Annotated in this window: 7 protein-coding genes and 5 pseudogenes; 9 read left to right on the top strand and 3 right to left on the bottom strand. The window is 58.9% G+C overall.

Annotated elements, in window-relative coordinates:
- Nucleotides 1-239 precede the first annotated feature (239 nt).
- From salA to JFT80_RS05340, 4 genes and pseudogenes are all read left to right on the top strand, one after another.
- Nucleotides 240-1,523, top strand: coding sequence for a salicylate 1-monooxygenase (salA, locus tag JFT80_RS05325; RefSeq protein ID WP_122839887.1), 1,284 nt, complete (start codon nt 240-242; stop codon nt 1,521-1,523).
- Nucleotides 1,524-1,599: 76 nt separating this feature from the next.
- Nucleotides 1,600-2,537, top strand: a pseudogene (catA, locus tag JFT80_RS05330) (catechol 1,2-dioxygenase).
- 48 nt (nt 2,538-2,585) lie between these two features.
- Nucleotides 2,586-3,729, top strand: a pseudogene (locus JFT80_RS05335) (NAD(P)-dependent alcohol dehydrogenase).
- Nucleotides 3,730-3,756: 27 nt separating this feature from the next.
- Complete coding sequence (locus JFT80_RS05340) at nt 3,757-5,208, top strand: aldehyde dehydrogenase (RefSeq protein ID WP_201147170.1); 1,452 nt, start codon at nt 3,757-3,759, stop codon at nt 5,206-5,208.
- Nucleotides 5,209-5,291: 83 nt separating this feature from the next.
- Here the strand turns inward: JFT80_RS05340 and JFT80_RS05345 are convergent, their stop codons facing one another.
- From JFT80_RS05345 to JFT80_RS05355, 3 genes are read right to left on the bottom strand one after another with little or no spacing between them, the layout of a single operon-like run.
- Nucleotides 5,292-6,566, bottom strand: a complete 1,275-nt coding sequence (locus JFT80_RS05345; RefSeq protein ID WP_122839891.1) for an MFS transporter — start codon at nt 6,564-6,566, stop codon at nt 5,292-5,294.
- A gap of 55 nt (nt 6,567-6,621) precedes the next feature.
- Nucleotides 6,622-7,776: an acyl-CoA dehydrogenase family protein gene (locus JFT80_RS05350; protein WP_122839892.1), complete on the bottom strand. Its 1,155-nt coding sequence runs from the start codon at nt 7,774-7,776 to the stop codon at nt 6,622-6,624.
- 60 nt (nt 7,777-7,836) lie between these two features.
- Entirely contained in the window at nt 7,837-8,700 is an 864-nt protein-coding gene (locus JFT80_RS05355; protein WP_201147171.1) for an IclR family transcriptional regulator, read from the bottom strand.
- 237 nt (nt 8,701-8,937) lie between these two features.
- On the opposite strand from JFT80_RS05355, the gene JFT80_RS05360 reads away from it, so the two are divergent.
- The 5 genes and pseudogenes from JFT80_RS05360 to JFT80_RS05375 form a co-directional block, all read left to right on the top strand.
- Nucleotides 8,938-9,723 carry an enoyl-CoA hydratase gene (locus JFT80_RS05360; protein ID WP_201147172.1) on the top strand — a complete coding sequence of 262 codons (786 nt, stop codon included), beginning with the start codon at nt 8,938-8,940 and terminating at the stop codon, nt 9,721-9,723.
- Nucleotides 9,724-9,726: 3 nt separating this feature from the next.
- The gene (locus JFT80_RS05365; RefSeq protein ID WP_201147173.1) at nt 9,727-11,256 is read left to right on the top strand and encodes a 3-hydroxyacyl-CoA dehydrogenase; all 1,530 of its coding nucleotides are present in this window, start codon (nt 9,727-9,729) and stop codon (nt 11,254-11,256) included.
- 24 nt (nt 11,257-11,280) lie between these two features.
- Nucleotides 11,281-11,397: pseudogene (locus JFT80_RS23875) on the top strand (hypothetical protein); the annotation flags it as partial.
- Nucleotides 11,398-11,430: 33 nt separating this feature from the next.
- Nucleotides 11,431-12,668, top strand: a pseudogene (locus JFT80_RS05370) (CaiB/BaiF CoA transferase family protein).
- Between the two features lie 58 nt (nt 12,669-12,726).
- Nucleotides 12,727-12,897 (top strand): annotated as a pseudogene (locus JFT80_RS05375) (electron transfer flavoprotein subunit beta/FixA family protein); the annotation flags it as partial.

Raw genomic sequence — 12,897 nt, forward strand, 5'->3', positions numbered from 1 at the left:
ACTCGCACAGGCAATTTGATCGAGGACAACTCAAACATCAGCTGGCGAAGACAACGATTGGCTAGCCCCGCGAGCCCGCAGGGATGTGCGCAACTCCCGGGGAATCGCTGAATGGTCGTCCTGAGGAGCAATATTCACACTAGTGATGGCGTGTATTGGAGTTGCGGTATTTATCAATAGAGCTCAGATGGCGATGATTTGGTGACTCCAATAACAATCAGCCTACTGGGTAACTTGCTATGCGTACTTCTGAATCCAAATTGCACATCGGTATTGTTGGCGGTGGTATTGCCGGCGTCGGTCTGGCCCTTGACCTGTGCCGTCATTCCCACCTGAGTGTGCAGCTGTTTGAAGCGGCACCAGCCTTTGGCGAGGTCGGAGCAGGTGTCTCCTTCGGCGCCAATGCCGTTCGAGCCATCGCGGGCCTGGGTATTGCCGAACCCTACCGCAAGATTGCCGACCAGACTCAGGACCCATGGCAGGACATCTGGTTCGAATGGCGTCGCGGTGAAGATGCCGGTTATCTGGGCGCAAGCCTGGCCGAAGGGGTAGGGCAGTCATCGGTACACCGTGCTGACTTTCTCGATGCCCTGGCCAGCCAGTTGCCCGAAGGGATCGCCCAGTTCGGTAAACGTGCAGTCAGCGTAGAGCAGGATGGCGAACAGGCTCGCGTGGTGTTCACCGATGGCACTGAGCATCGCTGCGATCTGCTGATCGCTGCCGACGGTATCAAGTCTTCAATTCGTGATCATGTGCTTAACGGTCTTGGCCAACCCCTGGTGGCGCCGCGTTTCAGTGGTACCTGCGCCTACCGCGGAATGATCGACAGCGAACAACTGCGTGCCGCGTACCGGGCCCGGGGTGTCGATGAACACTTGATCGATGTCCCGCAGATGTACTTGGGGCTTGATGCCCATATCCTCACTTTCCCCGTCAAACAAGGCCGGCTTATCAACGTTGTGGCCTTCATTTCCGATCGCAGTCGCCCTGATCCAACCTGGCCAAGCGATGCGCCGTGGGTGCGCAATGCCAGCCAGGAAGAAATGCTGTCCGCCTTCGATCATTGGGGTGACGCTGCAAAGGTGCTGCTCGAATGCATTCCGGCACCCACCCTGTGGGCACTGCATGAGCTGGATGAGTTGCCAGGCTATGTGCACGGGCGCGTGGGGCTTATTGGCGATGCTGCGCACGCCATGCTGCCGCACCAGGGCGCTGGCGCCGGGCAGGGGCTGGAAGACGCCTGGCTGCTGGCCCGATTGCTGGCCGATCCGCAGGTACTGGAGAGTCAGCCACAAGCGGTGCTCGCGGCTTACGACGCAATTCGTCGTCCACGTGCCTGCCGAGTGCAGCGCACCTCCTGGGAAGCCGGGGAACTTTATGAAATGCGTGATCCAGCTGTAGCCGATGACGAACAACTGCTGGGCAAAACTCTCGCCGAGCGTTTCGACTGGTTGTGGAATCACGATATGCAGTCCGACCTTCAGGAGGCGCGTGCCCAGCTAGGTTGGCGAGCATCTGCTTAACGACTTGACCGACATGCACGGGAGGGAGCGTCCAGCGGCTCTCTTCGTGGATACCAATAAGATCAGGTGAATCAAGATGATCGTAAAAATTTCTCAACTGCCGCAATTGCAGCAATTCTTCCGACAAGCCTCGGGACTGGACAACAACGAAGGCGATCCACGCCGCAAGCAGATCGTTTTGCGTTTGCTGCAGGAAGTCGCCCGAGTAATTGAAGATTTGCAGATCAGCGACGATGAATTCTGGGGGCGGTGGACTACGTCAACCGCTTGGGCGCGAAAAACGAAGCAGGTTTGCTGGTCGCCGGACTCGGCATCGAACATTTCCTTGATTTGCTGGCGGATGCCAGGGACGCAGAGGCGGGCCGGACCGGAGGCACGCCACGGACCATTGAAGGTCCGTTGTACGTAGCAGGCGCGCCACTATGTGAGCACCAAACTCGCATGGATGATGGAAGCGAGGATGGCACAGCAACGGTGTTGTTTCTGGAAGGGCGCGTAACCGACTTGAACGGTGAGCCTCTCGCCGGAGCCACTGTGGACTTGTGGCAAGCCAACACCCAAGGCAACTACTCATACTTCGATAAGAGCCAGACGGCGTACAACTTGCGGCGCCGGATTCTCACGGACGCCAATGGTTGCTACCGGGCTCGCAGCATCGTGCCTTCGGGGTACGGTTGCGATCCAGCCGGCCCCACTCAGGAATGCCTGGATCAATTGGGCCGTCACGGGCAGCGACCTGCCCATATCCATTTCTTCATCTGCGCCCCAGGCCACGAACATTTGACCACGCAGATCAACCTGTCGAATGACAAGTACCTGTGGGACGACTTCGCCTATGCAACACGTGACGGGTTGATTGGCGAAATCATTTTCGTCGACGACGAGGAACAGGCTGCTGCCAATGGCGTGACGGGGCGCTTTGCCGAGATGACGTTCAATTTCAGCCTGCGTCCGGCCGCGAGCGTTGCATCGATCAATCGCAGCCAACGCCCGCGAGCGTTGCAGTCTGCCTGACAAACCGACGTTTTCTCGGCTTCGACGAATTACTTCAAGGAGACAACAATGTCCCAGACCGATGCTCAATCGATGAGAGTCCGTGCCGCAGTGCTGCGCGCCTCAGGGGCTGCATTAGAAATTGAGGATGTCTTGCTCGAGGCGCCTCGGCCAACAGAAGTGCGCGTCCGTGTAGTCGCTACAGGCGTTTGCCACACTGACATGGTGGTGCGAGATCAGCTGTTCCCAACGCCACTGCCGATCATCCTCGGTCATGAAGGTGCGGGCGTCGTGGATGCAGTCGGTTGCGCTGTCACCACGGTTCAACCGGGCGATCACGTGGTCATGACGTACATGTCTTGCGGCCTCTGCCTGCCTTGCGAAACGGGCCACCCGGCACATTGCACGCACATGCATCCGTGAACTTCGGTGGCGGCCGACTCGATGGCAGTACGTCCGCTTGCGCCTGTGGCAGCGACCACGCCATCCACGACCATTTCTTCGGTCAATCCTCGTTTTCCACTTACACGATTGCCAATGAGCGCAACGTGGTCAAGGTCGCGAAACAGGCGCCATTGGAATTGCTGGGGCCACTGGGTTGTGGCATCCAGACGGGCGCAGGATCGGTTCTCAATGCACTCAAGGTCGAAGCCGGATCGAGCTTCGCCGCCTTTGGTGCAGGCGCAGTCGGACTGGCGGCGGTAATGGCCGCGAAGGTCGCCGGCGCTACGACCATCATCGCTGTGGACGTCACCCCGAGCCGGCTGGAACTGGCACTGGAACTGGGCGCAACCCACGTCATCAATAGCCGCGAAGAAGATCCGGTTCAACGCATTCAGTCCATCACCCAGGGGGCGTCAATTACAGCCTTGAATGCTCCGGCCGTTCCGAGGTTCTTCGCCAGGCAATCGACGCACTCACCACGCTTGGCACCTGTGGCATCGTCGGTGCTACCCAAGTTGGCACCGAGGTGGCATTCAATATCAACGACGTGATGATTCCCGGAAAACGGATCATGGGCATTGTCCAAGGCGATGTCGTTGCCAATGCCTTCATTCCGAAGCTGGTTGATCTCTATCTGCAGGGCCGATTCCCCTTCGACAAGCTGTGCAGGTTTTACGAGTTTGATGAGGTGAACCAGGCGATGGCCGATAGCGAACGCGGTGTCACCATCAAGCCGATCCTGCGCATGCCAGTCCCTGCTTCGGTCTGACTTTTTCGAGCTCTAAAGGAACCCGCAATGACTGTTCAACTCGTAATAGACAACCAAAAACTTGCCGCCTCCACTGGCAAGACCTTTCAACGTGTCGATCCGCTCAGTTGCGCGACTGTGAGTGTAGGTGCAGCCTGCAGCGTCGAGGATGCCATCCGCGCCGCCGAATCTTCCCAGCGCGCTTTCCGGACCTGGTCCAAAACCGGCCCAACCGAGCGTCGGCGGATTCTGCTGGCGGCAGCCGACTCCCTTGAATCGAAAATGGCGCAGTTCTGCTCGGTCATGGCTGAAGAGATCGGCGCTTCGCAACTGTGGGCACAATTCAACGTAGGCGCATCGGCGAACCTGCTGCGTGAAGCCGCGGCCCTGACCACGCAAATCAAGGGCGAAACCATTCCGACCGACAAGCCAGGCGCACTGTCGATGACGTTGCGTCAACCGGTCGGCGCAGTGCTGAGCATCGTGCCCTGGAATGGGCCGGTCATTCTTGGCGCACGCGCCATTGCCTACCCTCTGGCATGTGGCAATACGGTGATATTCAAGGGGTCTGAAAGCAGCCCGCGTACGCACGCGCTGCTGGCCGAAGCGTTTTACGATGCCGGTTTGCCGGCGGGAGTATTGAACTTTCTGATCAGCGCGCCAGAGGACGCGTCTGCTGTGACTGAAGCGTTGATCGCACATGACGTGGTGCGTCGGGTGAATTTTACGGGCTCGACCAAGGTCGGCCGCATGATTGCCCAGACCTGTGCCACTCATCTCAAACGCTGCCTGTTGGAACTGGGTGGCAAAGCCCCATTCATCGTACTGGATGACGCGGATATCGACGGGGCAGTCAACGCTGCGGTTTTCGGCGCATTTCTTTACCAGGGACAAATCTGCATGTCGACCGAGCGTTTCGTGGTCGATGAAGCGGTTGCCGACCAATTCGTATCCCGTTTCGCGGACCGCGTACGGTCGCTGGAAGTCGGCGTGCCAGCGACAACACCCGCCTGCGTGATCGGTCCAATGATCGGCCAGGGTTCAGTGCAACGGATCAATCATTTGCTTGACGACGCCATCGGGAAAGGCGCTGACATCGTGGCTGGCGGGTTGGCGGAAAATGCCTTGATGGGGCCGACACTGGTCGATCGGGTGACCCGTGAGATGTCGATCTATGACGAAGAGACCTTTGGCCCGGTGACAACGATCGTCCGGGTAAAAGGCGCCGAGCAGGCGCTGCAGGTGGCCAACGACACCGCCTACGGCCTTTCGTCATCCATATTCAGTCGCGATGTCACACGGGCATTGGAGTTGGCTGGCCGACTGGATGCCGGCTGCGTACACATCAATGGCGCCACCGTGCAAAACGAGCCGCAGGCCCCGTACGGTGGGATGAAGAAGAGCGGCTATGGACGCTTTGATGGCAGCGCAGTCATCGAGGAGTTTACCGAGGTCAAGTGGGTCACGGTTGAACCTTCCAGCCAGCCTTATCCATTCTGAGTTTTGAGCCGGCGCGTAATGCGCCGGTTTTTTGTATGCGAGTACGACGGCCGCACCGCCAGGCCTCGGGGTATTACAAGGCGCTACTGCCTTTGCGGGTCGAACTGCTTATCCCTGATAAACAGCGCTGGGATCACGCCACAGATGAAGTAGGCCGCGCCCATGACCAGAAAACCCACACCTATCGAACCATGTGAGGCGAGAAAGCCGATAGCGGCCGGAGCGATGGCTGCCCCCAGACGCCCGATATTGTAGGCACCGCCCACGGCAGATCCACGAAATTTGGCTTCGAAGCTTTCGGTCATGTACGTGGCGTTCACGCCGTAGGGAATACCGTACAAAAAGCCGAACACCACCAGCATCCAGAGTATGTTTTCCTGGCTCTGGAACAGCACGATTACCGGCAGAAACACTGCCGTTCCCAGTGCGCCGAAGGCGAATACGCTTCTACGTCCCACGCGGTCTGCAGCCATGCCAGCGAGAATTTTGCCGAGGATCATGGCGGTGTAAGTGCCCACCATGTAGCCGGTCATGGACTTGAGGTTCATGCCCAGCTCACTCTCCAGGTAGGTTGGCAGCCAGTTGTTCACTCCGTAGTAGCCGAACTGGAGGAAACCGGCAGTCAGCGCCCAGCAGAAAAACATTCGGCGCGCCTGCGGATCGCTGAAAATCTGCTTGTACATGCTGTCACGTTTCACCACTGATCCCTGACGGATTCCCGCGAGTTTTTCTTTGGCTCGCTCGGCCTGGGCGTTGATCCAGGCCTGTGGTTCCGGTACGAAACGTTGCATCACCAGAGCAAGGATCACCGGGATGATCGCGATGTAGAAAAGCCAGCGCCAGCCATGGACCGGCAAGATCCAGCCAGCCAGCAAGGTCGCGACAATGTAGCCCACAGACCAACCGGCCTGGAGGGTGCCAAGCACTGTGGTGCGATAACGGGTTGGGACGTACTCGGACATCAAGGTATTGCACGCCACATACAACGCGCCAATTCCCAATGAAGCCAGGAACCGGATAGTTGCGAACTGCCAGTAGGTTTGCGTCAGGCCCAGGGCGGCTGTGCCGACGGAGAACAGCAAAATACTCCAGACCACGGTTTTTACCCGGCCGAATCTGTCACACGCCCAGCCACCGTAGATTCCGCCGATCGCCATCCCGGCCAAGGTGAAACTGCCCAGGCTGCCGGCCTCTACGTTGGTGAGGCCAAACTCAGCCTTCAGACTATTGAGGCTGTAAGACAGCAACATCAAATCGGCGCCGTCGATTAACAAGCCGAGAAAACAGAAAATAAAGACCAGTACCCAAGTACTGGACTTGGCGTGCGCAGTCGCGCTTGCCTGAGCAGCAGCGTCCATAGAATTACCTTATTGTATTTATGGGGTAGAACTGGAGCAGGAAAGGGCGTTTGCCTCAGCCTTGAGCGTCTCGAATCATGTTTCGGGCAATCACGATCTGCTGGATCTGGGTGGTGCCTTCATAAATGCGGAACAGGCGCACATCCCGGTAGAAGCGCTCTATGGCGTATTCGCTGACATAGCCGGCGCCGCCATGGATCTGCACACAGCGATCGGCAACGCGCCCGCACATTTCCGTAGAGAACATCTTGGCGCACGAGGCTTCGGTGCTCACGTTGTGGCCATCGTCGCGTTTGCGGGCAGCATCCAGGACCATGCAGCGGCTGGCGTAGATTTCCGCTTTGCTGTCGGCCAGCATCGCCTGGATCAGCTGGAACTCGGCGATAGGTTTACCGAATTGTTTGCGTTCCAGCGCGTAGCGCAGGGCATCGTCGAGCATTCGCTCAGCCGCCCCGACACTCAAGGCCGCAATGTGCAGGCGGCCCTTGTCGAGGACTTTCATGGCGGTTTTGAAACCCACGCCTTCGACGCCGCCGATCAATTGGCTGGCTGGCACGCGAGCGTTTTCAAAGATGACGTCACAGGTGTGGGCGCCTTTGTGGCCCATCTTGTGGTCGGGTTTGCCCAAGGACACACCGGGTGTACCGCGTTCGACGATAAACGCGCTGATACCACCAGCACCTTTAATTTCGGTGCTTGTCCGCGCCATCACGGTATAGATGCCGGCGTGTGGGGCGTTGGTGATGAAACGCTTGGTGCCATTGAGGATGTAGCTGTCGCCATCGCGCACGGCGCTGGTCTTGAGCGAGGCGGCATCAGAGCCGGCATCGGGTTCCGTCAGGCAGAAAGAGCTGAGCAACTCGCCGCTGGCAAGCTTGGGCAGGTACTGCTGTTTCTGTTCGGCGGTGCCATCCAGGAGAATACCGATGGAGCCAATGCCGTTGTTGGTGCCGATGTAGGATCGAAACGCCGGGGATGTGCGGCCTAATTCAAAGGCGATATTCACCTCTTCTTCCATCGTGACGCCCAGCCCGCCGAACTCTTCCGGCAGCGTGAGACCGAACAGCCCCATGGCCTGCATCTGTTCGACGATGTCCTGGGGGATCGAGTCGGTGTCAGCCACCTCATTTTCGCGAGGAATCAGCACCTCGCCGACAAATTGGCGAAGTGAGTCCAACAGAATCTGCAGGGTTTCGGTATCACGGATCATGTGCGCTCCTAACGCTCGCAGGCGAGCGGTTCTTTATCAGGGCGCCGTTACTCCGTTGCGTCAGCGAGCAGCGGCGCCAATGTTGTTAACCATGTTGATCAGGCGCGGCCCGATATCGTCCATCAGTCGTTCACGCGGCAGTTGAAAACTCGGTCCACCGCAGTTGAAGGTCAGCAACCCGTACTGTGGATGCAGCAGCGGTACCGCTACGGAGTTCACGTCGCGATGCCACTCGCCGATCGACAGGCAAAAGCCATAGTCGGCGTAATCCCTGAAGGCCCGGTCCAACCCCTTGCGAATGGTTGGCCACTGCTCCGATTCACGCTGGCGGATATGGTCGAGCAAAACTCGCTCGGTCTCGGGCATTGCCGCCAGGCAAGCGCGGCCTACCGAGCTCTGTGCCAGTGGCAAGTAACTGCCGGTCTGGCGGCGCATGGTCATGTTGCCCTGACCCTGAACCACATCCAGGTACACCATCTGCAGGCGATCACGCGAAGCCATGGCGACCGCCGCTTGCGCATGATTGGCCAGCTCTTCCATCAACGGATGAGCCACCGTGCGAATCGCCAGGTTCGACAGCATGGCGTAGCCAAAACCCAGCACCCCGACATCCAGCTGATACTTGCCCGAATGCACTTCACGTTTAAGGCAACCCAGACGCATCAGCGTGTTGGTCAATCGCGTCACGGTCGGTTTGGGCAGGCCGGTCATACGCGCCAGATCCTGATTGCCCAACACGTTGTCGCGTGGGGTAAAGCACCGCATCAACTCCAGCCCGCGTGCCAGCGCCGTTACGAACTGACCGCTGTTTTCGTCATCGCTCAACGCGATGGTTGGGTCGAGCATGCCCATCTTCAGTAACCCGATTTCGTCCGCTCCGGTTGTCGTGTCGGCGGCCTGTTGATCTGCCTTGATGCGAGCCATGGTAGAACCTCAATTTAAATAAATGCAAGAAAATAAAACGTAGTTTCGCCAGGCGAAATTATATGCGCTAGCGTTCTAAAAACCAATAGACATGTCTTATGTCGGCAAGTCCCTGTAAGTACGAGGCTTTTCGAAAGGTTAAGCTTTTTCTGTTTACAGGGCTTCGTAAGGATACCTATGATTGATCGTAAATACGGAATCAAGTTTCGCCTAGCGAAACAATAATAAGAGGTCGATATGAACTCCCACCCAGAGCCCGTCGTGCATCTGCACCTACAAGACAATGCAGTCGCAGTCGTGCGCATTGAGCGTCCCGAAGTCAAGAACGCCCTTAACAGCGCCGTCCGTGAGCAACTGGCCGATATCTTTCGCGCCTTGGCCGCAGATGACCGCGTGCGTTCAATCGTCCTCACGGGCGGCGAGCAGTGCTTCGTTGCCGGCGCCGACATCCGCGAGTTTGCCCAGGCCAGCCCCGTCGAGATGTATCTTCGTCACACGGAACGCCTGTGGGACGCTATCGCTCGCTGCCCCAAACCGATCATCGCTGCCGTGAATGGGTTTGCCCTGGGCGGCGGGTGCGAACTGGCGATGCACTGCGACATCATTGTTGCCGGTCAATCGGCGCGCTTCGGCCAACCCGAAGTCAAGCTTGGCCTGATGCCGGGAGCTGGCGGCACTCAACGGTTGATCCGCGCAGTCGGCAAATTCCAGGCTATGCGAATAGCGTTGACTGGATGCCTGGTGCCTGCCCCCGAAGCACTTGCGATGGGCATGGTCAGCGAAGTGGTCAGCGATGAGCTCACGCTGCCCCGATCCCTTGAACTGGCCGCGCAAATAGCCGCGTTGCCACCTCTGGCCGTCGCACAGATCAAAGAAGTCATGCTGCTCGGTGCCGACCTGCCTCTGGAGAGCGCATTGGCCTTGGAGCGCAAGGCATTTCAGTTGCTGTTTGATTCCAGGGATCAAAAGGAAGGCGCCACGGCGTTCCTTGAAAAACGCCAAGCAACCTTTACTGGAGAATGACCCATGACACGTGAAATAAAACGGATGGCTGTCGTGGGCGTGGGTGTCATGGGCACGGGCATTGCCCAGATTGCGGCCCAGGCCGGCGTTGAGGTCATGCTGTTCGACAACCGTGAAGGTGCCGCGCAGACCGCTCTCGAAAACCTCCAACAGACCCTGGACAAGTTGGTGGCCAAAGGCAAGATTGCGGCCAGTGATGCCCAGGCAACCCTTGAGCGCCTGCATGTTGCCGGCGCATTGACGGATCTCAGCGACGTAGACATGGTGGTGGAAGCCATCGTCGAGCGCCTCGATGCCAAGCAAGCCTTGCTCGCCCAGCTCGAGGCCGTCGTTCGCGACGACTGTATTCTTGCCACCAACACCTCTTCGCTGTCGGTCACCAGCATCGCACGCGAGTGCCGCAAGCCTGAACGTGTGGCAGGGTTTCACTTTTTCAATCCGGTACCGCTGATGAAAGTGGTGGAGGTCATTGATGGCCTGGCCAGTGATCCTCGTGTCGGTGACAGCCTGCAGGCATTGGCCGCGCGGATGGGGCACCGCGGGATCCGCGCCAAAGACACCCCTGGCTTCATCATCAACCACGCGGGTCGCGCTTACAGCACTGAAGCCTTGCAGATACTCAAGGAAGGCGTCACCGAGCCGGCCGAGATTGATCGCATTCTGCGCGAAGGCCTGGGTTTCCGCATGGGCCCCCTGGAGCTGTTCGACCTGACCGCGCTGGATGTCTCCCACCCAGTAATCGAGTCTATCTATAACCAGTTCTACCAGGAACCCCGTTATCGGCCCGCTGCGCTGACCCGCCAAATGCTTGAGGCTGGCTATGTAGGGCGTAAGGTCGGGCGTGGTTTTTACCGCTATGCCAACGGCCAAATGGTCGATGTGCCACAACCCCAGCCCGTGCCTGTCGTGGAGGCTATGCCGCCTGTGTGGCTGGGTAGTGAAAATGATGCAGACCGTACCAGCCTTAGCGCACTGCTGGAGCGCCTGGGCGCCCAGGTGGAGCAGGGCAGCATGCCTTCCGACGCTGCGCTTTGCCTGTTGGCGCCCTATGGCGTGGACGCGACACGCGCAGCGCAGCGTTTTGGTGTAGATCCGACGCGCACGGTCTGTATTGACCCGCTGCTCGATTGCATGCGCTACCGCACGCTCATGCTCACACCGGTAACCGGCACCGATATGCGCCAAGCGGCCCATGCGCTGCTGTCTCGCGACGGTGTGGGCGTCAGCGTGATCAATGACAGTGTCGGCTTCGTCGCTCAGCGGGTGCTGGCGATGATCGTCAACCTGGCGGGCGATATCGTCCAACAGCGCATAGCCAGCGTCGAAGACCTTAATGAAGGCGTACGTCGTGGGTTGGGTTACCCGCAGGGCCCGCTGGCCTGGGGCGACAGTGTTGGCGCGCAGCACTTGCTGACTATCCTCGAACGCATGACCGAACTGACTGGGGACCCGCGTTATCGGCCTGGCCCCTGGCTGCGCCGGCGTGCGGCCTTGGGCTTATCGCTGTGCCATCCAGAACCGACACTGACCTGATCCATCAACGCTTAGGAAACTGCCATGCTTGATGCTTATATTTTTGCGGGGTTACGTACGCCTTTCGGTCGTCATGCGGGCGCCCTCGCGCCAGTACGACCTGACGACGTGTCGGCCAAAGGGCTGGCGATGGTTATCGAGCGTGTGTAACCGCTCAAGCAAAGGTGAAATGACATGGGTGCTTTGACTGGATACCGCGTACTCGACTTGAGCCGTGTGCTTGCCGGCCCCTGGTGCGGACAGACACTGGCCGATCTGGGCGCAGAAGTGATCAAGGTGGAACGGCCGGGTGTGGGCGACGATACCCGGGGTTGGGGCCCGCCCTGGATGAAAGGCCAGAGCGATGAGTTGACCTCTGAAGCGTCGTATTACCAATCAACCAATCGCGGCAAGTTATCGGTAGCGCTGAACCTGGCTAGCCCGCAAGGGCAGGAGTTGGTGCGTGCACTGGCGACCGACTGTGATGTGCTGATCGAAAACTACAAGGCTGGCTCCCTGGCCAAGTACGGACTGGATTACGCCTCGTTGTCGCAGTTGAACCCTCGGCTGGTGTACTGCTCCGTCACAGGATTCGGGCAGACCGGCCCGCGTGCGGCCGAACCCGGTTACGACTTCATCGTGCAGGGCATCGGCGGGCTGATGAGCATTACCGGCGAGCGCGATGACTTGCCCGGTGGCGGTCCGCAGAAGGTTGGCGTGGCTTTTTCCGACCTGATGACCGGCCTTTATTCCACGGTTGCCATCCAGGCGGCGCTGCTCAGCCGGGAAAAACCGGTGCAGGGCAGCACATCGATATGGCGCTGCTGGACGTGCAGGTCGCAACCTTGTGCAATCAAAGCCAGAACTACCTGGCCTCGGGCAAACCGCCAGGGCGTTATGGCAATGCTCACGCCAATATCGTGCCGTATCAGGTGTTCCGTGCCAGCGACCAGGACTTCATCATCGCCTGCGGCAACGACTCGCAGTTTGTCGCGCTGTGCGACGCCATTGGCCTGGGCCACCTGCCGGCAGACCCCAGATTTACGCGTAACGCCGACCGTGTGGCCAATCGCGAAGCGATCATCGAGATCTTGTCACGGCACTTCCTGGACGGTCGGGCACAGGAGTGGATTGACCGAGTCCATCCGCGTGGCGTGCCCATCGGTGCGATCAACAGCATTGCCCAGGCCCTGGATGAACCTCAGGTCAAGGCGCGCAACATGCTGGTGACCATTCCACACCCGCTCAAGGCAGACTTCGTGACGGTGGCCAGCCCGATCAAGATGTCGGGCACACCGGTGGAATACCTGCGTCCGGCGCCGATGCTGGGCGAGCACACGGATGAAGTGCTCAAGCGTCAGCTGGGGCTGGACGACGAGCGTCTGGCGCAGTTGAAGGCCAGCGGTGTGATCGAGCAACTGGGCGAGCGCTGATCTTTTTCCCGGTATGCCGGTGGCGTATCGGGTTCACTATGTTGCTATGGAGTTATCCATGAAAGTTCTGGTAGCCATCAAGCGGGTGGTCGACTACAACGTGAAAGTTCGCGTCAAGGCGGACAATTCCGGCGTTGACCTCGCCAACGTCAAGATGTCGATGAACCCTTTCTGCGAAATTGCCGTGGAAGAAGCCGTACGCCTGAAAGAGCTCTCTATAAAAGAAGGG

Source organism: Pseudomonas sp. TH10 (assembly GCF_016651255.1).
GTDB lineage: Bacteria > Pseudomonadota > Gammaproteobacteria > Pseudomonadales > Pseudomonadaceae > Aquipseudomonas.

Bases quoted from the DNA above. Each gene is read 5' to 3' on its own strand.
- salA (WP_122839887.1), top strand. From the start codon at position 240: ATGCGTACTTCTGAATCCAAATTGCACATCGGTATTGTTGGCGGTGGT.
- JFT80_RS05340 (WP_201147170.1), top strand. From the start codon at position 3,757: ATGACTGTTCAACTCGTAATAGACAACCAAAAACTTGCCGCCTCCACT.
- JFT80_RS05345 (WP_122839891.1), bottom strand. From the start codon at position 6,566: ATGGACGCTGCTGCTCAGGCAAGCGCGACTGCGCACGCCAAGTCCAGT.
- JFT80_RS05350 (WP_122839892.1), bottom strand. From the start codon at position 7,776: ATGATCCGTGATACCGAAACCCTGCAGATTCTGTTGGACTCACTTCGC.
- JFT80_RS05355 (WP_201147171.1), bottom strand. From the start codon at position 8,700: ATGGCTCGCATCAAGGCAGATCAACAGGCCGCCGACACGACAACCGGA.
- JFT80_RS05360 (WP_201147172.1), top strand. From the start codon at position 8,938: ATGAACTCCCACCCAGAGCCCGTCGTGCATCTGCACCTACAAGACAAT.
- JFT80_RS05365 (WP_201147173.1), top strand. From the start codon at position 9,727: ATGACACGTGAAATAAAACGGATGGCTGTCGTGGGCGTGGGTGTCATG.